This window comes from Hafnia alvei (genome assembly GCF_900095695.1).
Lineage (GTDB): Bacteria > Pseudomonadota > Gammaproteobacteria > Enterobacterales > Enterobacteriaceae > Hafnia > Hafnia alvei_B.
Genome location: NZ_FMIQ01000059.1, coordinates 115,455 through 137,674 on the forward strand (window position 1 = coordinate 115,455; position 22,220 = coordinate 137,674).

General features: G+C 47.4%; 21 protein-coding genes. 11 read left to right on the forward strand and 10 right to left on the reverse strand.

What is annotated here, in order from left to right:
- Positions 1 to 60: 60 nt before the first annotated feature.
- The 7 genes from BN1044_RS16355 to cfa all read right to left on the reverse strand — a co-directional run bounded on the left by BN1044_RS16355 (position 61) and on the right by cfa (position 5,306).
- Positions 61 to 948 carry an EAL domain-containing protein gene (locus BN1044_RS16355; protein ID WP_072309585.1) on the reverse strand — a complete coding sequence of 296 codons (888 nt, stop codon included), beginning with the start codon at positions 946 to 948 and terminating at the stop codon, positions 61 to 63.
- A gap of 627 nt (positions 949 to 1,575) precedes the next feature.
- Complete coding sequence (gene yebF, locus BN1044_RS16360) at positions 1,576 to 1,935, reverse strand: protein YebF (RefSeq protein WP_072309586.1); 360 nt, start codon at positions 1,933 to 1,935, stop codon at positions 1,576 to 1,578.
- Between the two features lie 102 nt (positions 1,936 to 2,037).
- Positions 2,038 to 2,346 (reverse strand): N(4)-acetylcytidine aminohydrolase, encoded by a 309-nt coding sequence (gene yqfB / locus BN1044_RS16365; RefSeq protein ID WP_072309587.1) that lies wholly within the window; start codon positions 2,344 to 2,346, stop codon positions 2,038 to 2,040.
- 39 nt (positions 2,347 to 2,385) lie between these two features.
- Entirely contained in the window at positions 2,386 to 2,691 is a 306-nt protein-coding gene (locus BN1044_RS16370) for a YebG family protein (RefSeq protein WP_072309588.1), read from the reverse strand.
- A gap of 98 nt (positions 2,692 to 2,789) precedes the next feature.
- Positions 2,790 to 3,299, reverse strand: coding sequence for a GNAT family N-acetyltransferase (locus BN1044_RS16375; RefSeq protein ID WP_072309589.1), 510 nt, complete (start codon positions 3,297 to 3,299; stop codon positions 2,790 to 2,792).
- Between the two features lie 82 nt (positions 3,300 to 3,381).
- Entirely contained in the window at positions 3,382 to 3,591 is a 210-nt protein-coding gene (gene cspE, locus BN1044_RS16380) for a transcription antiterminator/RNA stability regulator CspE (protein ID WP_004094959.1), read from the reverse strand.
- Between the two features lie 563 nt (positions 3,592 to 4,154).
- Positions 4,155 to 5,306 carry a cyclopropane fatty acyl phospholipid synthase gene (gene cfa / locus BN1044_RS16385; protein ID WP_072309590.1) on the reverse strand — a complete coding sequence of 384 codons (1,152 nt, stop codon included), beginning with the start codon at positions 5,304 to 5,306 and terminating at the stop codon, positions 4,155 to 4,157.
- 431 nt (positions 5,307 to 5,737) lie between these two features.
- On the opposite strand from cfa, the gene purT reads away from it, so the two are divergent.
- A complete protein-coding gene (gene purT / locus BN1044_RS16390; RefSeq protein ID WP_072309591.1) occupies positions 5,738 to 6,916 on the forward strand; it encodes a formate-dependent phosphoribosylglycinamide formyltransferase in 1,179 nt (392 codons plus the stop codon).
- Positions 6,917 to 6,959: 43 nt separating this feature from the next.
- Here purT and BN1044_RS16395 read toward each other — a convergent pair whose 3' ends face one another.
- Complete coding sequence (locus BN1044_RS16395; RefSeq protein WP_072309592.1) at positions 6,960 to 7,172, reverse strand: YoaH family protein; 213 nt, start codon at positions 7,170 to 7,172, stop codon at positions 6,960 to 6,962.
- A 188-nt stretch (positions 7,173 to 7,360) separates the two neighbouring features.
- On the opposite strand from BN1044_RS16395, the gene pabB reads away from it, so the two are divergent.
- The 3 genes from pabB to sdaA all read left to right on the forward strand — a co-directional run bounded on the left by pabB (position 7,361) and on the right by sdaA (position 11,474).
- On the forward strand, positions 7,361 to 8,755 hold the full coding sequence (gene pabB, locus BN1044_RS16400; RefSeq protein ID WP_072309593.1) for an aminodeoxychorismate synthase component 1: 1,395 nt from the start codon (positions 7,361 to 7,363) through the stop codon (positions 8,753 to 8,755).
- A complete protein-coding gene (locus tag BN1044_RS16405; RefSeq protein WP_072309594.1) occupies positions 8,752 to 9,324 on the forward strand; it encodes a CoA pyrophosphatase in 573 nt (190 codons plus the stop codon). The genes pabB and BN1044_RS16405 overlap by 4 nt, the downstream gene beginning before the upstream one ends.
- Positions 9,325 to 10,109: 785 nt before the next feature.
- Positions 10,110 to 11,474, forward strand: coding sequence for an L-serine ammonia-lyase (sdaA, locus tag BN1044_RS16410; RefSeq protein WP_025796805.1), 1,365 nt, complete (start codon positions 10,110 to 10,112; stop codon positions 11,472 to 11,474).
- Positions 11,475 to 11,594: 120 nt separating this feature from the next.
- Here sdaA and BN1044_RS16415 read toward each other — a convergent pair whose 3' ends face one another.
- Positions 11,595 to 12,470 (reverse strand): hypothetical protein, encoded by an 876-nt coding sequence (locus tag BN1044_RS16415; protein ID WP_072309595.1) that lies wholly within the window; start codon positions 12,468 to 12,470, stop codon positions 11,595 to 11,597.
- A 169-nt stretch (positions 12,471 to 12,639) separates the two neighbouring features.
- On the opposite strand from BN1044_RS16415, the gene celB reads away from it, so the two are divergent.
- The 6 genes from celB to BN1044_RS16445 all read left to right on the forward strand — a co-directional run bounded on the left by celB (position 12,640) and on the right by BN1044_RS16445 (position 18,904).
- Positions 12,640 to 13,920, forward strand: coding sequence for a PTS cellobiose transporter subunit IIC (gene celB, locus BN1044_RS16420; protein ID WP_040044860.1), 1,281 nt, complete (start codon positions 12,640 to 12,642; stop codon positions 13,918 to 13,920).
- A gap of 35 nt (positions 13,921 to 13,955) precedes the next feature.
- A complete protein-coding gene (locus BN1044_RS16425; RefSeq protein WP_072309596.1) occupies positions 13,956 to 14,921 on the forward strand; it encodes a glycosylasparaginase in 966 nt (321 codons plus the stop codon).
- The gene (locus tag BN1044_RS16430; RefSeq protein WP_072309597.1) at positions 14,914 to 16,395 is read left to right on the forward strand and encodes a M17 family metallopeptidase; all 1,482 of its coding nucleotides are present in this window, start codon (positions 14,914 to 14,916) and stop codon (positions 16,393 to 16,395) included. Before BN1044_RS16425 ends, BN1044_RS16430 begins: the two co-directional genes overlap by 8 nt.
- 1 nt (position 16,396) lies before the next feature.
- Positions 16,397 to 16,708: a PTS sugar transporter subunit IIB gene (locus BN1044_RS16435; protein WP_040044857.1), complete on the forward strand. Its 312-nt coding sequence runs from the start codon at positions 16,397 to 16,399 to the stop codon at positions 16,706 to 16,708.
- A 2-nt stretch (positions 16,709 to 16,710) separates the two neighbouring features.
- A complete protein-coding gene (locus tag BN1044_RS16440) occupies positions 16,711 to 17,022 on the forward strand; it encodes a PTS lactose/cellobiose transporter subunit IIA (protein ID WP_072309598.1) in 312 nt (103 codons plus the stop codon).
- 310 nt (positions 17,023 to 17,332) lie between these two features.
- A complete protein-coding gene (locus tag BN1044_RS16445; protein ID WP_072309599.1) occupies positions 17,333 to 18,904 on the forward strand; it encodes an EAL domain-containing protein in 1,572 nt (523 codons plus the stop codon).
- Positions 18,905 to 18,975: 71 nt separating this feature from the next.
- Here the strand turns inward: BN1044_RS16445 and BN1044_RS16450 are convergent, their stop codons facing one another.
- Positions 18,976 to 20,535 (reverse strand): TerC family protein, encoded by a 1,560-nt coding sequence (locus BN1044_RS16450; protein ID WP_072309600.1) that lies wholly within the window; start codon positions 20,533 to 20,535, stop codon positions 18,976 to 18,978.
- Positions 20,536 to 21,227: 692 nt separating this feature from the next.
- Between BN1044_RS16450 and manX the strand changes: the two genes are divergently transcribed.
- Positions 21,228 to 22,193 (forward strand): PTS mannose transporter subunit IIAB, encoded by a 966-nt coding sequence (gene manX / locus BN1044_RS16460; RefSeq protein ID WP_072309602.1) that lies wholly within the window; start codon positions 21,228 to 21,230, stop codon positions 22,191 to 22,193.
- Positions 22,194 to 22,220: the final 27 nt, after the last annotated feature.

The following is a 22,220-nucleotide window of genomic DNA, read 5'->3' on the forward strand; positions in this document are numbered from 1 at the left end:
ATCGTAACTTAATAGCGCTGACCAACTTACGCCCAGTGATTGCTCACGCAAGGGGCAAATTTAACGCTTGTAGTCGATAGGAGATAACTCATCCCTCTCTACATTATTATACGACCTACGGATCTCGGTAAGCTGTTTACACACAATAAAAAAGTTTTTTTCATTCATCGGACTAAAAAGATAGTAGCCTTGCAGTGCAGGACAGCCTAATGCCTCCAATGCTTTAAACTGCTCTTCTGTTTCAACATGCTCTGCCACCACGTTCATGTTCAACGCATTGGCGATCAAAATGAGATGCTCTACCAACTGACAGGCATCAGGGTTTTGCATGGCATGGATCAGTTCGCCGGGGATTTTTATCTGCGTTAACGGCAAATCGGCGAGCAAGGAAAGTAATTGATAATTGTCTCCAAAATGATCCACCGACAAACCGCAGCCAAGTGCCCGCAGTTTATGTAATTCCGTCATGATTAGCCGATCGCTAAACAAATCATTATCACCTAGCAACTCAATAACTAATCTATTTGCTGGAATACCATAGCGCCGTAAAACATTACCCATCTGCTCGGTAAATTCCGTTGTGTAAAGTTGAGCGAGCGGCAAATTGAATGACAATATTAAATCTGGGGATATTTCACGATGCACACGTTGCAGCAGTTGACAGACATTATCAACAATCCAAAGATTCAATGCGTGCATCAAACCAAAGCGCTCTAAGGAATCCAAAAAATCATAGGGCAAAAGCGTCCCCTGCTGAGGATGACGCCAACGGACTAATGCTTCAGCACCTAATAAAGTGCCATTAATATTGCATTGTGCTTGATAGTCTAAATAAAACTCATGCTCAGTGAAGGCCGATTGCAACGCTGTTTGCAAAGCCATCTCTAATTCCAAAGGAGAAACATTCTGGTCTAAAACACCCAGAACATTATAATGCTTATTATTCATTTTGTTATCTAATTATTAATAAAATGATGCTTGATTTAACTGCATTCAGATTAGAATTCGCTAATCTCAAAACACTTAAATTACAAATCTGAAGAAATAGTGAATATTTCCTCCAATCTACCAGCGGGTTTGTACATTAAAATAGCGACTTAAAGCCGCCCAGCGTCACATTAGCAGTAAAATAACACATACTTACATGCACAATGGCAATCACATCCATGACGTCGTAAGATAAATTACACTAAACAAAGCGAGAAGATATCTCAATAAACCTTAAATTTCAAAAAGATAAGCTTTATAGTAAAACTATTTTACATTATATTCTCTCAAGTGAGAAACACACAAGTTAGCACTTTTATCCTAATAAACAAAATTTTCAGACCATGATATCGAACTAAGCCAAATTCCCAGTTCAAGATGTTTTTTAATTTAAATTTTATAGTCAAAAATTTTTCTTTCTGCTTCTAATTTTAAAGTCGTGACACCAGCGCAATAATGGAAAGAATTTAATAGAAATAAGATTTATACCTAAGATTAATACATATGGACTTTGTGGTTTTTCCTAAAAAGAAATTTAAAACCTCTTTAACTTTAATAAAGAGGTTTTAGATGATATAGGAACTAACTTTATTCTGGGTGAGAGTATTCGAGTTTACCGGCTTTGCAATCAACGTTAACAGTATAGTTTTTGTCGACTTTGTTACCGCGTACGGTTAGCTGAAGCACCCAGTCTTTCCCCTTTTGGGTAATCTGATCCTGGCTCACCCACACCACTGGCGTACTGGTGCCCAACAATGTTTTATCATCAGCCCAACGCGGAATGCGATTTTGTAAGAAGTCGTTCTTCACCATCGTAGACAGCTGAGCTGCCGTCGTTTGCTCACAGTTAGCAATTTTCACCACGCGCTGCTCACTCTGTTGAGCTTGAGCAACACCAGCTGAAAACGCCAACGCCAATCCAGCCACACCTAACGTAATTTTGTTCATTTTCAATCCTCATTTAGCTTTGGCGCAGAGATCGTCCCTGCTGCCAGTGGCTATTCCATGATATGAACGCGCGCTCTGTGTGCCTGAACACGGCAAAGCGCGCTAACGCATGCGGAAACTAATCACATACAGTTCATTAAGCCCTGGATAAATCTCGCTGATAACCTGCTTCAGCTCGTCCAGTGTCATATTCTCTTGCGCCGCATGAAGCTCCGTCAGTTCACTCATCAACACGGGGGTAACACTCTCAACTTCGATAGTGCAGAAATAGACCCCGTCTTCGTAGCGGCTCACGCTGAGTAACTCTCCTTTCTCAAAGTGAGACTCGCTGCTATCACGGATAGTGATGGTTTTCTTACCTGACAAAATGTCAGCTTCAAAACGACGGTAAAATGTTATCTCACGTTTCATTCTAGATCCAGAAAAGTAAATAATATGTGAACTAAAACACTAGGCGGCGTTATCAACCGCGACTTTTACCTTTTTAGGCTCATTTTTTTCTTCATCACCTGCTTTTAGCGACTCAAGCGAGTTGCCACGCAATAGCAACGAAAGCTGATCTTTATGTTCTGCGAGGTAAAAGCTGAGCGTCTCCAAAGCGCTGTCTTCTAAATCTATAGGAGAATCCGCCAGCCACTCACTCAAATTGTCAGCCAGATCCAGCATCTTATCGTAAGCATCTGCTTCTTTTTTACTGGCAAAGGTCATTTTTGTTACTCCATCACGAACAACCACGTACTGAATTTCAACGCTCATAAACCACTCCACGATACTGTATATAATATCAGTATATTTATTTTTATCTCTTTCTGCAAAATTGACAACGATTAAAAGCGATGTTGAGACATAAATGGCTAGAAATAGTAGAACATCGCCACACGTTGAATCAGCCCTGCATTACGTTCTTCCCGCAACGCGCGTTCTAACAAAGGAAATTGCTCATCCCCCACCAGCGTAAAACCGACTTTCTGATAGAAAGGCGCATTCCAAGCTAAATCCAGAAACGTTGTCAGCCCTACCCCACAGAAGCCACGTTGGCGAGCGGCAACCAAGGCGTGATCAACCAAAAAATGTCCAATTCCACGTTGGCTAAATGCGGGTAGTACATTCACTTCGGCTAAATGAGCAAAGTCACCGGTGACCTCAAGCATGGCAAAGCCAATAGGTTTCTCATTGCGGATGGCTACCCAAAGGTTTTGCGACGCTTGTGCCTGTAATAAGCGCTCAGCGGATAGCGTAGCATTGCGAAAAGATTCTGGGAGTCGGTCAGCGGGAAACTGCGCGGCTGCGAGGCGTTCCACTTCGGCTAACATTGCAAGATGGTGCTGTTCTGCGTGCTGGAAAGTTATATTTTCATTAGTCATTGCTGAGTTCTATCCATTCTGAGGCTAAAATGCAAAAAACCCGCACTCGGCGGGTTTTGTCAGCATGATAGTATCAGCTTAATTACAGCGCAATAACATCAGCCGCAGACGGGCCACGTGGGCTGTCCTGAATGGCGAATTCTACCTGCTGGCCTTCAGCCAGAGTTTTGAAGCCGTCACTCTTGATGGCAGAGAAATGGACGAATACATCTTTGGAGCCATCAGCTGGAGTGATGAAGCCAAATCCTTTGCTTTCGTTGAACCATTTAACGTGACCAGTTTTCTTGCTCATTTAACTTTCCTTTACTTAAAATTACTTGCCGTTAGGCATGGTAGACCTGCTTACTAACATAACTCAGACGAATCGTATCCTAACGCTCGGTTAATTAAACGCCCATTTAAGAATGAGCAAAAATATAAGCCGAATCATTTAATGAACAAAAGCGATATGATTACATCAGCATTTCAGGCGTCAGTATTAACGCATAGTTTCATGCTCAGCGCAAATATTTCGTGGCCGATATACCTGTTTATAAATACTGTACGTACAGCCTGTTATATTTCTATATATTGACAAATATTAGCCAATACAATAATCGGCAACTAAAAAATAAACTGTTATTAATCAACGCAGTAAAAAATACGCATTGCCTACATTATTTTTTATTAATACGCAAAAACATTCACAAATAAAATAGCGACATACATCACAAATATAACTTTGCTGTCGATAAAACACACGAATAAGACATGGGATAACAGCCTGAAATAAACAGCACCGCGCCGTCATCTTTTTATTACATCAATATATAGCGAACACAGGATCCGCAATCGAAACTGCGGACCCCTTCATTATCAGCGGGGAACGCGAATTCCACCTTCCACGCCTTTAGGGCTCAGAAGTACCTGCCAAAGTTGGATGTTTCTTGCCCGAAATGCCCCTGCACATGCATTTAAATAATAAGTGAACATGCGATAGAAGCGATCGCTATAGTTGTCTTTAATCTCCGGCCAGCTTTTCTGGAAGGACTCAAACCAAGCCATCAATGTACGGTCATAATCAACACCAAAATTATGCCAATCTTCCAGCACGAACAAATCCTCACTTTTTGAGGCAATGTGCGCAACGGATGGCAAGCAACCATTTGGGAAGATGTACTTATTGATCCACGGGTCAACGTTCAGGTCAGTTTGATTAGAACCAATGGTATGGAGCAAAAAAAGCCCATCAGCTTTTAGATTGCGTGCCACGACTTCGAAATAGGTTCGATAGTTTTTCGGGCCTACGTGCTCAAACATTCCAACGGAAACAATGCGGTCAAATCTTTCGTTTATGTCACGATAGTCTTGTAGCAAAATCTCAACATCTAAGCCTGCGCAGCGCTCTTGCGCCATCTTTTGCTGCTCAGCGGAAATCGTCACCCCCTTTACAGACACGCCGTACTCTTGCGCCGCAAACTGTGACAATCCTCCCCAACCACAACCAATGTCTAGCAAGGTCATTCCCGGTTTCAACTGCAGCTTTTCACAGATCATCCGCAATTTTGCCTGCTGGGCCTGCTCCAACGTTTCTGCATCTTTCCAATAAGCGCAGGAATATTGCATATACGGATCGAGCATTCGGCTAAACAGGTCGTTACCCAGATCGTAGTGCTCTTTCCCCACGATCCATGCGCGTTTCCGGGTTTGATAATTGAAAATGCGAGCCGACGCAATGCGCACGATATCGCTGAAATGTTTCGGCAAATGCGCATCAAGTTCAGCGGCCAAAATATCTTGGAAAAAGATATCTAAACGATCACACTCCCACCAACCGTCCATATAGCTCTCACCAAGACCCAACGACCCCTCTTGCAGCACACGATGGAAGAACTCTGGGTTTTTGACGCGAATATCCTGCGGCCGAGTTCCGTTTATTGTAATGCCGGCCTGGCTTAACATTTCCTTTGCAATTCGGTACCAATGGTCTTCTTTTAATTCAGTCTCAACAACACACGTCGAACTCATGGTTCACTTTCTCCCCTATACCGCGCTAACCCTCCAGCCGCACGGCTATTGCTGTTTTAATTATTCAAAATTCAGTACCTAGCAAAGATTCACCCCTGCCGATAGCTAGATTTATCATACAATACATTTATCATACAAATGAAAATTTACTTAATCAACCTGCTAAAAGCCGGTGACACTTACCGACGTATTTTTTTGTCTGTTACCTACATCCAATCGCAACTCATATCTAAATATAATTAATCTCCTGAATAAATAATTAGCAACACATGTTATCCAAGTCAGCTTGGCGGGCTGTCATGTGTTTTATGCTTGGATAAAATTGGCAGCCCAGCCTTATTTTCATGACGCGAATTAAATCGAATTACTGACACGCAAACGTTTTCGTATATACTGCAACCGATTTTTGGCCAGCTCATAGGATGATGATTATGTTGTCGATTGGAACTGCACTCCGCCCACATGCCACTCGCGTCATGCTTTTAGGGTCCGGTGAATTAGGTAAAGAAGTGGCTATCGAATGCCAACGTTTAGGCATTGAGGTTATCGCCGTCGATCGCTATGCCGATGCGCCGGCCATGCAGGTTGCCCATCGTAGCTATGTGTTAAACATGTTAGACGCTGAGGCCCTAAAAGAGCTGGTCGAGCGTGAACGCCCTGACTTTATCGTGCCAGAAATTGAAGCTATCGCCACATCAATGCTGGTTGCGTTGGAAAATGACGGGCAAAAAGTCGTTCCTTGTGCGCGAGCGACGCAGCTCACCATGAACCGCGAAGGCATTCGTCGTCTGGCCGCTGAAACACTAAAATTGCCCACCTCTCCTTATTGTTTTGCCGAAACAGAGACGGAGTTCAACGCTGCTACGCAAGAAATTGGTCTGCCATGCATTATCAAACCCGTCATGAGCTCATCCGGCAAAGGCCAAAGTTTGATTCGCCATGTCGATGAAATGGCTAGCGCGTGGCAATATGCGCAGTTAGGTGGCCGCTCGGGTCAAGGGAAAGTGATTGTTGAAGGTCTGGTGAAATTTGATTTTGAGATCACCTTACTCACCATTAATGCCTGTGATGGATTACATTTTTGTGCGCCAATTGGTCATCGTCAGCAAGACGGCGACTACCGTGAATCATGGCAACCTCAGGCGATGAGCGACATCGCGCTAGCTAAAGCTCAGGAGATCGCCGGTAAAGTCGTTCTGGCTCTGGGTGGCTATGGGCTATTTGGCGTTGAGTTATTTGTTTGTGGCGACGATGTCATCTTCAGCGAAGTATCACCACGCCCGCACGATACAGGTATGGTGACGCTGATTTCTCAGGACCTGTCAGAGTTTGCACTGCACGTTCGCGCATTTCTTGGTTTACCTATCGGTAATATTCGCCAATTTGGCCCAAGCGCCTCTGCGGTGATCCTGCCACGTTTGCACAGCAACGACGTTGTTTTCGAGAACGTGAAACAAGCATTACAATCGCAAACGCAGATAAGATTATTTGGCAAACCAGAAATCGATGGCACCCGCCGTTTAGGCGTGGCGTTAGCATATGAAGAGACGGTTGATAAAGCGATTGCGCTGGCCAAGCAAGTCAGCGGCGGTGTGGTAGTGAAAGGATAGGACACCACGGCGCGGAAATCTCTCCGCGCCGCTTTATTACTGACTATTCTTCGTTTTGGTTTTGGCTTTCGTTTTCATTTTCATCTTCGTCATCAAATGAGACTTGGATATGTGCGCCGGTATGGTTGGCGCGAATTTCCGCCGCGACCAGAGCAATGGCTTCGCCGCTGCTCATACCCTGCTCCATCAATTTGTGAATGCGATCGGCAGCCTCTTGCTGTTCTGTATGTGATAACGCTGGCATTCCGCTGTTCATCAATAACTCCTGCTGCTGAATGGTAATACGGGGGCAAGAGTATAGCCGCAAACAGCCCACAAACCTAGATAATGCAGGGGCATTTATCCGCTAATATTGCCTGTAATTTATGATAGTCTTACCATTGTCATATCGACATCGACGTTGAACCAAAATATCTGCATACCTATAAAAGTGATCTCTCGTCCATGACTGCCATAACCTCGTCACCTGCTGCATTGTCACGTATTGATTTAGACTACACTCCGGATGCCATGCTGCATTATTTCGCTCCGCTCGCCCAGCAGCCTTGGGCAATGCTGTTGTATTCAGGCGGCGCTAATCATCCCCATAATCGGTTTGATATTTTAGTCGCCGAACCTGTGCTTACCTTAACCACACGTGACCATCAAACCGCTATTGCCGAAAACGGCAATATTCGTTATAGCGAGCAAGACCCTCTGCGCTTAGTTCAAGCAGAATTATCGCGTTTGCTGCCAGCGATGTCGGAACAAGCCGATACCCCGTTTTGCGGCGGTGCCGTTGGCCTATGGGGCTACGACCTTGGGCGACGTTTTGAAACCTTGCCTGAACAAGCTAATGCCGACTTATCAACGCCTGATATGGCAGTAGGAATTTATGATTGGGCATTAATCGCCGACCACAGGTTAAAACGCTTAACCTTAATCGTTCATGGCGATGCCCAAGCACGCCTCGCATGGTTGACTGCGCAGGTAGAAACACCGCAGCCTTCTCCCTTCCAGTTAACCTCCTCTTGGCAAGCCAATTTAACTCAGGAAGAATATAGCCAGCGATTTGCCCGCATTCACGACTATCTGCATGCGGGCGACTGCTATCAGATTAATTTGACCCAACGCTTTAGCGCTGGCTATAAAGGCGATGAATGGCAGGCTTTTTTACGTTTAAATGAGCAAAACAAAGCGCCTTTTTCAGCGTTTGTGCGCTTACCAAAAAGCGCGATTTTGAGCGTATCCCCTGAGCGTTTTTTACAGCTTGAACAAAAACATATCTCAACGCGTCCCATCAAGGGCACGCTGCCGCGCTTAGCCGACCCTGCTGCCGACAAATTACAGGCGCTGAAGCTGGCCAATTCCCGTAAGGATCAGGCTGAAAATCTGATGATTGTCGATCTCATGCGCAATGATGTTGGCCGAGTTGCCCAACCGGGCAGCGTGCGCGTCCCCGAACTCTTTGTCGTCGAGCCCTTCCCCGCGGTGCATCATTTGGTTAGCACCATCACCGCCACGCTGCCAAACAATCTCACGGCAACCGATTTGCTGCGCGCGTGTTTCCCCGGTGGTTCAATTACCGGAGCGCCCAAAATTCGTGCCATGCAGATAATTGAAGAATTAGAGCCTCAGCGACGTAATGTCTACTGCGGCAGCATTGGCTATATTAGCTGCTGCGGGAATATGGATACCAGTATCACCATACGTACGCTGCTAGCTGAGAATGGCAAAATACACTGCTGGGCCGGCGGTGGCATTGTCGCTGACAGTCAGGTCGAGGCGGAATATCAGGAAACCTTCGATAAAGTGGGAAAAATATTGCCGATCCTTGGTGACGTTGAGGTGCCAGCATGATGAAGCTCTCTCCTGAACTCACCGAGTTTGTAGTTCGCTTTCAGCTTCAAGCGCCGATCCAAACTAGCGAAGGGCACAATCTGCGCCAAGCCGCCGTGCTAATCCCTATCGTTAATCGCCCACAGCCGACGCTATTACTCACTCAGCGCTCGAGCCATCTGCGCAAACATGCTGGGCAGGTTGCCTTTCCGGGAGGAGCCGCCGATGCGACCGATAGCTCTTTAATTGCTACGGCGTTACGCGAGGCTCAGGAGGAAATCGCGTTATCTCCTGAGTGCGTTCACATTCTCGGACAGCTACCGGCGGTAGATAGCATTACCGGTTTTCGGGTAACTCCCGTTGTCGGACTCCTGCCTCCCAATATCACTCCTATCGCCAGCGAAGATGAAGTTTCTGCCGTCTTTGAAATGCCACTGCGGGAAGCGCTCGCCCTCTCCCGCTATCATCCACTAGATATCCACCGTAGTGGGCATAGCCATCGGGTCTATCTGTCTTGGTATGAGCATTTTTTTGTTTGGGGTATGACGGCCGCGATTATTCGCCGACTGGCTCAACAGATCCATATTTAGACACCTTGAATTTGCATCAAAAAAACTAATCCCATATCTCAACAATAGAGTTGGTTTATTCCCTTATCTCCATGGATTAGAGATTCCTCGATCCCTATCACTCTCTTTTTTTTGTTATCCGCTAAAGTGAACCCTATAAACCTTGGTAAATACGGGTAAATTCGTAGCTCATTACTTGATTTATCTGGCATATGTCGCAATATCATAGATAAGTCACTATGAATTTGTATGTTTGCAGTGGCAGATGTTTTCGTCAGACTACCTTTTCAAGCGTAGGGGAAAGCCGATCAAGTGACGGTTATTTGTCGCATAAATCCGCTCACAGACCTCATCCGATGTAGGGTTAATCGTTTTTTTTTGCGTTTGTTATAGATAAATTGAGGGATTGCACGTGCGTCACTCGTTAAGTTCGGCTATTGTTGGCGCGCTTTAGTCATGACGTGAGCAATATGCGAATTATTACATTAATTTTTATAATGTGAATCTGCTTCCACGGCAGCAAGCGCATTGAACGTTAGAGCAAACAGCACCAGAAAAAACACCACGGACTAACGGTGGCAAATCCGTTTTCCGCAGTCTATACCCTAAATAATTCAAGCGGCTTGAAGGCGGCAAACCTGTGAGTCCCCCCGGAGCTTACTCTAGTAAGTAACTGGGGTGAGCGGGTGCAGCCAACGCGTAAGCAGCTTGAAGTATGAACGGTATAATAACTTTTATATAAAGACAGTATTTCACGAAGCACGATTATATGTTTCTGAAAGCAATGTCTACTAAGGAGTCCCAACGTGATTAGCGTTTTCGACATGTTTAAGATCGGTATCGGCCCTTCCAGTTCACATACCGTGGGCCCGATGAAAGCCGGCAAACAGTTTGTCGACGATCTGATTGATAAAGGGTTGCTACCTTCTGTCACGCGCATTTCCGTCGATGTTTATGGCTCACTCTCCCTTACAGGTAAAGGCCATCATACTGATATTGCTATCATCATGGGACTCGCAGGCAACATGCCTGATACCGTGGATATCGATGCAATTCCGGGTTTTATTCGCGACGTAGAGCAACGTCAGCGCCTGCTGTTGGCTCATGGCCAGCATGAGGTTGATTTCCCACGCGAAGGCGGGATGAACTTCCGTAGCGATAACCTATCGCTGCATGAAAACGGCATGCAAATCCATGCATTTGCCGGCGAAAAATTGCTGTATAGCAAAACTTATTATTCTATCGGCGGCGGCTTCATCGTTGACGAAGAGCACTTTGGTAAAGATAGCGCGGGCGGCGTGACGGTGCCTTACCCGTTCCACTCCGCGCAGGAGCTGCTGGATCATTGCAAAGAGACCGGGCTGTCTATTAGCGGCCTCGTTATGCAAAACGAACTCGCTCTGCATACCAAAGATGAAGTTTATGCCTATTTTGGCGACGTGTGGGCAACCATGCAGGCCTGTATCGACCGTGGTCTAAATACTGAAGGCCTTCTGCCTGGGCCACTGCGTGTACCGCGCCGTGCATCGGCATTACGCCGTATGCTCGTCACCACCGACAAATACGATAAAGATCCGATGACGGTGATCGACTGGGTGAACATGTTTGCCTTAGCGGTTAACGAAGAAAACGCCGCCGGTGGCCGTGTCGTTACTGCGCCAACCAACGGTGCCTGTGGCATCGTTCCTGCGGTACTGGCCTACTATGACCACTTTATCGAACCCGTTACACCCGACGTTTTCGTGCGCTACTTCTTGGCTTCCGGCGCAGTTGGCGCACTGTACAAAATGAATGCGTCAATCTCCGGTGCTGAAGTGGGTTGTCAGGGTGAAGTGGGTGTAGCCTGTTCGATGGCCGCAGCGGGTCTGACTGAACTGATGGGCGGCAGCCCTGAGCAAGTTTGTATCGCGGCAGAAATTGGCATGGAGCACAATCTGGGCTTAACCTGCGACCCCGTTGCGGGTCAGGTACAAGTACCTTGCATTGAGCGTAATGCCATTGCCTCGGTGAAAGCCATCAACTCTTCACGTATGGCGCTGCAGCGCACCTCAGAACCGCGTGTTTCGTTGGATAAAGTCATCGAGACTATGTACGAAACCGGTAAAGATATGAACGCGAAATATCGTGAAACTTCGCGTGGCGGCTTGGCTATTAAAGTTCAGTGTGATTAAGCCGTAGCTAAACTCGCGCAATAGGTAATGCCATTTAGATTGCGTCGATAAGCCTAAAGCCCTAAGCGTGCTATCAGTCAAACTGATAACGGCTTGGGGCTTTTTCATTCTCCATGCCAATTACTGTGCAAACTCTCGCCAAAACGCCTCCGGCGTCAAACCACCAAGTTTTTTCTGTGGCCAGCGTTGATTGTACTGTTCACACACCTGTTGCAGAAAAACATCAAGGTCAGTATTCCCGATGGCAGGAATCAACTCGCTCAAGAAACACTCCAGTCGTAACGTAATATCAGCGATATCCTCTGCTCTTAGCGTCAATGGTAGCCCATGTTCTACGCTCCACTGCTGTAATGGATGATCGGGTGACAATTCATTCCCGAACAGTTTCTTATTTTCAGTCTCAACAGATTGTATAGCGGCAGGCGTTATTTTCATCATCGCTTCCAGCCAATGTACCACCAGCGTAGGAGAAGCTCCTGCATAAGCGCGTGCTGCCATCCAGCCGCTCACCTCTTCTTGCGCCCACAGAATATGATGTTCACCACCGTCTTGAGGCAGCAAACTCACGCGCTGATAAAATAAACGTAGCTTCCCTAGCTTAATTCCAGCCTTTACGGCCTTCTTGCCGCGCAGCTCGCGTGCCTCCAACACGTTCATATGCGCCAATTCTGCACGTCGCATATAGCGGTCTAAACCCGCGCGTGAAACACTTTGCTGCATCCCTAAATTAACCAGAGTGACCAGCTCATCCAGTGGGATCATCAGCTTTTGTCTCAGCCAGTTGATCAGCATGCTTTGCTCTGGTCTCAGCACTTTGTGAACATTTTTCGGTGCCGTATGTTGATCGACAACATCTTGCCGCTGTCGCCAGCGGCGCACCGTCGCCACCGAAATGCCAAGCTCTTGCGCTAGCACCCGATCGCTCTTGTCAGACTGCTGGATATACCGTCGAACTCTGGGCGTTGTTGTTGCGTTAGCGTGTAGCTTAATTTCCATTTCAGATCTCCTCGAACGATCGAATTAATGATATCCAATCATGTGAGACTTGTTTGTTGTAACCGTCACATTGTGAACTAACGCAACTTTATCATCACCTCATTCACACATAATCGCCGCATTAAGATCCTGTTACTTCATCATTAAAAAGCAATTTACGGAGTTCTCTATGAGCAACGTTTTAGGATTTCTTGAGGCGAAACTGATGCCGCTGGCGGCCAAAGCGGCGCAGCAGCGGCATCTGTGTGCGATACGTGGCGCCTACGTTTCATTCATGCCATTTATCATTGTTGGCTCCGTTTTACTGATTATTTCGTCATTTCCCAGCCAAAGTTATCAGCAGTTTATGACCGGCATGTTTGGCGCAACGTGGAGCAATATCGTTGAAATCCCGTTTAACGCCGTCTTCTCTACCATGTCGCTGTTCATCAGTTTTTTAGTCGCCTATCGGCTAGCGGAACACTATGAAGAAGACCGGGTGTCTTGCGGCATTTTGGCGCTGGTTTCTTTTCTGATCCTGACGCCTTTTATTAAGGTAGAGGCGCTCGGCAATATTACGGTAGTTCCCACCGAGTGGATTGGCAGTAAAGGACTGTTTGTCGCCATGATCGGCTCGCTGCTATGGACCGAGCTGTTTTGCTTTTTAAAGCGTAAAAAACTGGTTATCAAAATGCCGGAAGGTGTGCCACCGGCGGTACAGGAGTCCTTCGCTGCATTAATACCAGCGCTGGTTGTGATCGTACTGGTGTTAGCCATTCGCATCGTTTTCGAACATACGCATTACGAAACCATTCATCAGTTCATCTATCAAGTGGTTGCCACACCGGTGCGCCATTTTGGCACCTCCTATGTTGGCGCGCTGCTCACGGTGTTATCGATCACCATTCTATGGTCGGTTGGGATTAACTCCGGTTCAATGGTGAACGGAATTATTCGTCCACTATGGATGGAAAATCAAACCGACAACATTGCGGCCATTCAGGCAGGTGTTACACCGCCGCACATTATTACCGAGCAATTTTTCGACATGGTCTGGATGGGGGGCGCGGGGGCTACGCTCTCGCTGGTCATCGCCATGCTCTTTTTTGCCCGTAGCAAAAGTATGCGTGAGGTTGCCCGCCTAGGCGCTGGCGCATCGGTATTTAATATCAACGAACCTATCCTGTTTGGCCTGCCTATCATCATGAATCCGATCATGCTGATCCCGTTTAACTTAGTTCCATTGGTTCTAGTGACCGTTCAATACATCGCCATGAAAATCGGCATGGTTGCCGTCACCACCGGCGTATTTATTCCATGGACTCTACCACCGGTCATCAGCGGGTTTATCGTCACCGGTCATATCAGCGGTAGCTTGATGCAAATCGTCAACCTGCTGATTGGAGCCATGCTGTATCTGCCCTTCCTGCGCATTCTGGATAAACAATATTGCGTTGCTGAAAAACAATAGATTGTGTCTGTTATACAAAGAATTAGGAGCTTTACATGTGGGGAATGATCGCGACATGGCGCATGGCGCTAGAAGGCATCACACACGCCAGCACCCTGCTGGCGAATGGGGAAAAGTCAGCCAAAGCCGTGGTCAATGCCGTTGCCGACGTTGAGGATTTTCCATTTTATAAATCCGTCGGCTATGGCGGTTTGCCAAGCGAAAACGGTGAAGTTGAATTAGACGCCGCCTTTATGGATGGCGATACCTTAGCGTTCGGCGCCGTGGGTAACTTGGTCGATATCGCTAATCCGATTCGCGTAGCTCATGCCCTGAGTCGAGAGCGATTCAACAGTGTGCTGGTGGGCGTTGGCGCCCGTGAGTGGGCGCTGAGTCAGGGATTCACCGAAAAAATCATGCTAACTGAGCGAGCGATGCAACACTACCGCAAGCGCTGTCGCGAAACCATCGATCGGGGACTAAGCCCCTACGATGGCCATGACACCGTCGGCATGATTGGCCTAGATACCCGCGGTTCGATGAGCGTGGCAACGTCCACCAGCGGTTTATTCATGAAACGTCGCGGCAGGCTGGGTGATTCCCCTATCATCGGCTCTGGATTCTATTGTGATAGCCAAATCGGTGCGGCAACCGCCACCGGCGTTGGCGAAGATTTGATGAAAGGCTGCACCAGCTACGAGATCGTACGACGTATGGAAGGCGGAATGACACCACAGAATGCCGCCGACTCGGTGATATTTGAGCTTGAAGACAAACTCATGGCGCGCTTTGGCCGCGTGGGGGATTTGTCAGTGGTTTGCATGAATAAACTGGGTGAATTTGGTGTCTCTACCAATATCAAAACATTTTCATTTGTTGTCGCCACCCGCGATCTTCCTCCTACCGTTTACCTCGCCGAGCGTCAATCCGACCGCACCCACTATGTCCCTGCCGATGAAGCTTGGATGAATGACTATGCGGCGCGGATCCGCGCACCTATCGGAGAACCTCAATATGATTAAGTCTCAGGTAATCAGCGCTACATCACATGACGTATTATCGAGTGAAAATAGCCATCTTATTTCCTTTGCTGACAGCGCGCTGTTAACACAAGTCGATATCAATGCGGCGCTATTATCGGCTCTACAAAAAGACGCAGTAAACTCCGTTGCCGACTGTGCCTACGGCTGCGCCCCCTTTGGTCGAGTGACCTTATTACCAAAGGATCACTGGTTAGATTCGACAACCTATAAGCTCCACGCCGCACTGCGCCCCCTATTACGCAAAACGACATGCCCTGAACTGGTTGTTGATTGCAGTCTGTGGGACACAAGCGAAAGCAGGCACCGCGCCATGCTCTCTTCATTGCTGATCTTCTTGTTTAATCTGGATTATCAACTGAGCGATTTAGGGCTCAAAACGCATGCAGAGCCTACGGTTCGGATTAAACACATCTCCCTTTGCTGTCAGCCACAAGATCAAGTCGCGGTGGAGAAAATACGCCGTCAGGCTGAAGCATCCGCCATTGGCATGATCGCCGCTCGCCGTATCGCAGACGTTCCCAGCGATAAATGCACACCTGAATTTGTGGTAACGGAAATTGAGAAAATCATCGCGCCGTATCGAACATTGCGCTGTGAGATTTTGGAAGAAACACAGATTGAGCGCCAAGGCTTAGGCCTGTTGCATGCCGTGGGTAAAGGCGCAGCCAACCCGCCACGCTTAATGGTTCTACGCTATGAAGGCCGCGCCGATGGGCCATTCAGCGCCTACGTGGGCAAGGGAATTACCTTCGATACCGGAGGGCTATGGCTCAAAGGCGGCGAAGGCATGTATACCATGAAATATGACATGTGCAGTGCCGCCAACGTCTTTGGCTTACTACTCGCAGCCGCCGAAATGGCGCTTCCAGTACGCTTGATTGGCGTGTTGGCGCTAGCTGAAAATATGATCGGCCCAGAAGCCATGCGGCCAGGTGACGTTGTCACAAGCTATGCGGGCCTTAACGTTGAAATTAACAACACCGACGCAGAAGGACGACTGGTTTTAGCCGACGCCATTACCTATGCCAGCAAACTCACCTTAGACGATCAGCATCCGCAGTACATCATCGATATGGCAACGCTAACCGGTGCCGTCGTCAAAGCTTTGGGCTATGACCTCAGCGGATTATGGAGCCAAGATCCCGAACTCAGTCACAACCTCACGCAAGCCGGACTGCACACTCGCGATGAAGTGTGGTCGTTGCCACTCGACCTACGCTTTGCGCCACAGGTTGAAAGCGCCATTGCCGATGTTTGTAACACCCCGGCCAACAACGCCGCCATCAGCACGTCGGCGGCTTATTTTCTAAGCCGCTTCTGCCCAGCAGAGATCCCTTGGGCACATCTCGACATTAGTGGAACCGCGCTGTGGCGCGAAAGTGGCCGTAGCGTCGCCTCTGGACGCCCTATCCCTCTTTTAATGCAGCATTTGATAGAAGATTTGGAGAAATAACATGAAAAAAATTCTGTTGGTTTGTGATCTTGGTATGTCGACTAGTTTGATGGTTAAGAAAATGCTGGAGTCTGCCAAAGCACGCGGCATCGACGCTGAAATTTGTGCAAAATCAGTACGTGATTATAAAACCTGTGCTGCCGATTTTGACGTTGCCTTATTAGGGCCGCAGATCCGCTACAAGCTGCCTGAATGCGAAAAAATCGCTCAGGAACACGGCAAGAAAATCGCCTGTATCGATATGATGGCCTACGGCACCATGAAAGGCGATAAGGTGCTCGATCAGGCATTAGCGTTGATTGAAGAGGCTTAAGCATGGATCTTGAAAATGAAGTGATGGAGCTCATTGCCAACTCAGGCTATGCACGTAGCTTAGTCTTCCAAGCTATCCGCTGCGCACGTGAAGAAAAAGATTTTGCTCAGGCCGAAACTTACATGCAGCAGGCGCAAGAAGCGTTATCTTCAGCTCATCATGTGCAAACCAAACTGATCGAAATGGATGAGGGAACAGGAAAAATCCCAGTACATTTAGTCATGGTTCACGCACAGGATCATCTGATGAATGCCATTATGCTAATGGAATTAGGCCGCGAAATTATCGCTCTGCACCAACAATTCGTTCACTAAGTTGGCTTCCCCCTTACAGAAAGTAAGGGGGCTTGACACATATCAGCAAAATAAATGGCAACCGCTGACGTATTTCCCTATCAGATTTCTCTCTAAGTCTGTATAGAAAACAATAAGTTCTGTATAGATAAATCCTAATTTAGCCGCTTTTTAATCACGTGGCGGTTTTATTATCCTTACAATATCGATCTCTCGTTGATATTTACGCTACTATCCGTCCACATTTTCTTTTCAATAGCTACACTTACGCAAAGAGTGAACAATTCATTGAATGTATGTTGGCTAGGATTTTCCTGTCAAAGGATGCTTGATGCGCTTCTCAAAGGTGGCTGTTAAAAAGTATCGCTTGTACCGTTTACTGCTCGCTGCTGGAGCAGGATTGTTTGCTTTTGCTATTTCGATGGGCGGACGCTACAGCCAAGAGCTAGATACCGTACGCACCGCACAGCATAAAGCCGCGCTTTCTGCCGTTCAACAAATCGACCGCCTGCTTAACTCAGCCAATGAAATTTCAACCACCCACAACGAACTGGTTAACAGCAGTTGTCCTCAGGCTCAGCCACGTTTGCTGAATATGTCAGTGCAGTTGCAGACCGTACGAGCGATTTTGTTGGTAAAAAACGACGTTATTTTTTGCTCTAGTCTGTTCGGCCATCGCGATTATCAGCTTGATGTGATGTTTCCTACCTTTGCCAAACCCGGGCATAACCTGATGTTGAAAGCGGCATTATTGGTTAAACGCGGGAGCCCTACGCTGCTCTTCTGGGTACCGACTCGTACGGATCCTCACAGCGGTATGATCCACGTCTTTCATATCGCCATGCTGTCGAGCTTTATTCTCGAGCCGCAAAAGCCCTATGTGAACTACATGGCCCTCAACGTTGAAGGACAAACGTTGATTTATGGGCAAGAGATGATTCGGCAAACGCGAGATATTACGGATAAACCCAGCGTCGCGCTTAATTCTAGCCAATATGCTTATTCCGTGGGCGTCTTTTCCGATCCTGATTGGCAGCTCGCGCTACGCTCTCTTCCTCAGCATATTCCGCTCTCGCTGCTGGTCTTTTTACTGGCTGGCATTATCGTCTTTATGGTTTCGGCTAATAGGATGAATTTGGCCTATCACATCTCTTCGGCGATCCAGCGCAAGCAATTCCAGCTATTTTGCCAGCCGATTATTCAAAGCCAGAGCGGAGAATGTGACGGCGTTGAGATCCTGCTACGTTGGCATGATGAGCGCCAAGGTTGGATCTCTCCGGATATTTTTATTCCTCTGGCCGAGCAGCATGGTTTGGTCCAATCGCTTACGCGCCACCTTCTGTATACGCTAGAACAAAATCGGCACCTGTTCCCACAATCGCCTGATTTTTATATCAGTATTAATATTGCCGCCGAGCATTTTGCCCAAGGGCAACTTGCACGCGATCTGCATAATCTGTGGTATCAATTTAATCCTGAGACCAAGCTCATGCTAGAACTCACTGAGCGCACTGAATTGCAGACAGCAGATTATGCACAGCTCGCTGAACTGCGCGCGATGGGGGCATCTTTAGCACTGGATGATTTCGGCACCGGGCATAGCTCACTGAGTTACTTGCAAAATCTGCATCCTGACGTGCTAAAAATTGATAAGACGTTCTGTGCAACCATCGGTACAGATGCCATCAATGCCAAAGTGCTCGGCAGTATTGTTGCGTTGGGTAAAGAGCTCAAATTGAAGCTCATCGTTGAAGGGGTTGAGACTCGCCAGCAGGCTGATTATCTGCGCCAATTAGGCGTTTGTGCGATGCAGGGGTTTTACTTTGCACGTCCGATGCCTATTGCAGAGTTTCCGCATTGGCTAGCTCAGCAATATGCCAAACCCAAAAAAAGTGGTGATTGAGCCATTAAATTTCCCTCCCCATAGGGAGGGAAATATTAGCCGTTGTTATTAACTGCGGCTATTAACGTTTGTTATTCGTCCTCATGCTCATCATGCGTTTCAATACGCTCAATGTGGATCAGCTCAATGCGATAATCTTTAACTTCCATGACTTGGAAACGTAGACCGTGCAGCTCTAATTTTTCACCGGCCTGCGGCATCTGATCAAAATGAGCCAACAGCAAACCGGCCACTGATGCGCAATCAGAAGAAGACTCGCTGACCAAGCCATCCCAGCCTAGCATTTGCTCCAAGGTATGCAGGTCAGTACCGCCTTTGACTAACCAGCCATTTTCCTGTTTGATGACATCCAGCGTTTCATCTTCATCAGGGAATTCGCCTGCAATTGCTTCTAATACGTCCAGCGGCGTCACCAAGCCTTGAACCATGCCAAACTCGTCGCTCACGATGACCAAACGCCCTTTTGCCTGACGTAATACATCTAGCACGTTAATCACATCTAAACTTTCTAGCACCACGATTGGCGCGCTTTTCGCGGCATAGTCAGCCACAGAGATCCCTTCATCCAAAGCCACCAGCAAATCTTTGGCTCGGACAATGCCAATCAACTGGTCTAATTCACCGTCGCAAACAGGGAACAGACTATGGGGCGTTTCCAGCAGTTGGCGGCGAATTTCCTGCGGCGTGCGTTGGCAATCCACCCAGGTAATCTCATTACGCGGCGTCATGATGGTACGTAAAGATCGCGATGCCAGCGTCAAAACGCCGCTGATCATATAGCGTTCTTCAGCAGCAAAGGTCTCTTCCTCTTTGGCCGCTACCACCTCTTCGCTACGGTGACCATTCTGTTTATCTTTCTTACCGCCCATCATACTGATGATGGCCTCAGCAGTACGCTGACGCATAGGCAGGCGGCGCTCGTGTTTTATATGGTTACGACGCGCAATCTGGTTAAACATCTCGATAAGAATTGAGAAGCCAATCGCGGCATACAGATAACCTTTTGGAATATGCAGGCCGAAACCTTCTGCCAACAAACTCAAACCAATCATCAGCAGGAAGCTTAAACACAGCACCACGACGGTTGGATGTTCGTTAACAAAGTTGGTCAGCGGCTTAGAGGCCAGCAGCATAATCACCATCGCAATGACAACCGCACTCATCATCACCGGCAAGCTATCTACCATGCCGACTGCCGTGATCACGGCATCAAGCGAAAACACGGCGTCAAGAATGACAATCTGCACCACCACCGACCAGAAACTGGCATATCCTCGGTTGTTCACCTCATGGGTATGTCCTTCCAGCCGTTCATGTAACTCCATGGTGGCTTTAAACAGGAGGAACAGCCCCCCGACGAGCAAGATTAAATCTCGCCCTGAGAAGCTAAAATCGCCTACGCTAAATAACGGACGCGTTAGCGTCACCATCCATGAGATAACGGACAACAGCCCCAGTCGCATCAGCAGCGCTAGAGAAAGGCCAATAATACGCGCCTTATCTCGCTGCTTCGGCGGTAGCTTGTCTGCCAAGATCGCAATGAAGACTAAATTGTCTATGCCCAGAACAATTTCGAGAACCACCAGCGTGAGTAAACCCACCCAAATTGACGGATCGAGTAAAAATTCCATGTTTTATTCCGCGTTAATGTGAAAAGAGAATTGTTGAACGGCAACAGGATCTTGCTGTGCACGACGTTTCAGCCCGTTCGAATATCGGCTAAAACTAAGATTGGATTTCCAACGACCTGCGATATAACGCAAAGCATTAAGAAAGCATGCATTCAGCAAAGACAAGCCACGGAACAAAACATCACCGGGCATAAAGAATAGTGTAGAGAATAGCGAAGAAATTAAAGGGCGTCGGGGACGGTCCATACGGTGGGTTTAACCCAATACTCCTGACAATGATAAGTAACTTTATGCTAGCAAGAAATAAAGCTATCCAAAAGGGCATCAGCGCACACATTTTGTCATTTTTTGTCAATAGTCTGTTACTCATATTGCGCATAAATCCAGCATCTAAATATTTCTTATAATTTACATGTGCTAATAGCAGATGGTCGTCACATAAATTATTTTTTTACTGACTAAAATAAATCTCGCTGAAGAAGATTTGGGATTTTTCGCCTGAATCGATTCATGAAGCTAACTGATTGATACTTAAGATACTTAGCATTCATCAGTGAGATCCAAGAATTATTTGGCGAGCAGTTACTCCACAAGGACGTATCTACAAACGGTTTTTTGACTTAATTCCATGCTGAGAAAGTGAGTTATTTCACACCGTAAAAGCATGCTAGCAAGTAGAGAGGAGGTAGCGAGTGAGTATTGCTATTATCATCGGCACTCACGGGGCAGCGGCTGAGCAATTGCTCAAAACCGCAGAAATGCTGCTAGGCGAACAAAGCAACGTTGCCTACATTGATTTCGTTCCCGGTGAAAATGCTGAAACGTTAATTGAAAAGTACAACGAGAGATTGACCCACTTAGATACCAATAAGGGCGTCATCTTCTTGGTTGATACTTGGGGTGGAAGTCCTTTCAATGCGGCAAGCCGTATTGTCACGGACAAAGAGCACTATGAAGTGATTACCGGCGTCAACGTTCCAATGCTGGTAGAAACGTTCATGGCGCGCGACGATGACCCTAGCTTTGACGAGTTGGTTGCATTAGCGCTGGAAACAGGCCGTGAAGGCGTCCGAGCACTGCGCGCAAAAGAACCTGAAGTTGCCAAACCACAGCCAAAACCGGCTGCGCCAAAAGCACCTCAGGCTCCGATGAGCCCAGAAGACCACATGAAGATCGGTTTAGCACGTATCGATGACCGCTTGATTCATGGTCAGGTTGCTACTCGCTGGACAAAAGAAACTAACGTGAGCCGCATCATCGTTGTGAGTGATGAAGTTGCTGCTGACCACGTTCGCTCCACCCTGCTTAAACAGGTTGCTCCTCCAGGCGTTACCGCTCACGTGGTTGACGTCGAAAAAATGATCCGTGTTTATAACAACCCAGCTTACGGTCGTGACCGCGTCATGCTGCTTTTCACTAACCCAACCGACGTGGTTCGTTTAGTCGAAAACGGGGTGAACATCACCACTGTAAACATCGGTGGTATGGCGTTCCGTCAGGGCAAAACTCAGATCACCAACGCAGTATCCGTAGACGAGAAAGACATCGAAGCATTCAAAAAACTGGATGCACGCGGCATTGAATTGGAAGTCCGTAAGGTCTCCAGCGATAGTCGTCTGAAGATGATGGAATTAATCAATAAAATGAACAAACGCTGAATCGCGCACTTGCCGGATCGTGTTTTT

What these genes read in the sequence shown, in the direction of transcription:
- BN1044_RS16355 (WP_072309585.1), bottom strand. Translation starts at nt 948, where the DNA reads ATGAATAATAAGCATTATAATGTTCTGGGTGTTTTAGACCAGAATGTT.
- yebF (WP_072309586.1), bottom strand. Translation starts at nt 1,935, where the DNA reads ATGAACAAAATTACGTTAGGTGTGGCTGGATTGGCGTTGGCGTTTTCA.
- yqfB (WP_072309587.1), bottom strand. Translation starts at nt 2,346, where the DNA reads ATGAAACGTGAGATAACATTTTACCGTCGTTTTGAAGCTGACATTTTG.
- BN1044_RS16370 (WP_072309588.1), bottom strand. Translation starts at nt 2,691, where the DNA reads ATGAGCGTTGAAATTCAGTACGTGGTTGTTCGTGATGGAGTAACAAAA.
- BN1044_RS16375 (WP_072309589.1), bottom strand. Translation starts at nt 3,299, where the DNA reads ATGACTAATGAAAATATAACTTTCCAGCACGCAGAACAGCACCATCTT.
- cspE (WP_004094959.1), bottom strand. Translation starts at nt 3,591, where the DNA reads ATGAGCAAGAAAACTGGTCACGTTAAATGGTTCAACGAAAGCAAAGGA.
- cfa (WP_072309590.1), bottom strand. Translation starts at nt 5,306, where the DNA reads ATGAGTTCGACGTGTGTTGTTGAGACTGAATTAAAAGAAGACCATTGG.
- purT (WP_072309591.1), top strand. Translation starts at nt 5,738, where the DNA reads ATGTTGTCGATTGGAACTGCACTCCGCCCACATGCCACTCGCGTCATG.
- BN1044_RS16395 (WP_072309592.1), bottom strand. Translation starts at nt 7,172, where the DNA reads ATGAACAGCGGAATGCCAGCGTTATCACATACAGAACAGCAAGAGGCT.
- pabB (WP_072309593.1), top strand. Translation starts at nt 7,361, where the DNA reads ATGACTGCCATAACCTCGTCACCTGCTGCATTGTCACGTATTGATTTA.
- BN1044_RS16405 (WP_072309594.1), top strand. Translation starts at nt 8,752, where the DNA reads ATGATGAAGCTCTCTCCTGAACTCACCGAGTTTGTAGTTCGCTTTCAG.
- BN1044_RS16415 (WP_072309595.1), bottom strand. Translation starts at nt 12,470, where the DNA reads ATGGAAATTAAGCTACACGCTAACGCAACAACAACGCCCAGAGTTCGA.
- celB (WP_040044860.1), top strand. Translation starts at nt 12,640, where the DNA reads ATGAGCAACGTTTTAGGATTTCTTGAGGCGAAACTGATGCCGCTGGCG.
- BN1044_RS16425 (WP_072309596.1), top strand. Translation starts at nt 13,956, where the DNA reads ATGTGGGGAATGATCGCGACATGGCGCATGGCGCTAGAAGGCATCACA.
- BN1044_RS16430 (WP_072309597.1), top strand. Translation starts at nt 14,914, where the DNA reads ATGATTAAGTCTCAGGTAATCAGCGCTACATCACATGACGTATTATCG.
- BN1044_RS16435 (WP_040044857.1), top strand. Translation starts at nt 16,397, where the DNA reads ATGAAAAAAATTCTGTTGGTTTGTGATCTTGGTATGTCGACTAGTTTG.
- BN1044_RS16440 (WP_072309598.1), top strand. Translation starts at nt 16,711, where the DNA reads ATGGATCTTGAAAATGAAGTGATGGAGCTCATTGCCAACTCAGGCTAT.
- BN1044_RS16445 (WP_072309599.1), top strand. Translation starts at nt 17,333, where the DNA reads ATGCGCTTCTCAAAGGTGGCTGTTAAAAAGTATCGCTTGTACCGTTTA.
- BN1044_RS16450 (WP_072309600.1), bottom strand. Translation starts at nt 20,535, where the DNA reads ATGGAATTTTTACTCGATCCGTCAATTTGGGTGGGTTTACTCACGCTG.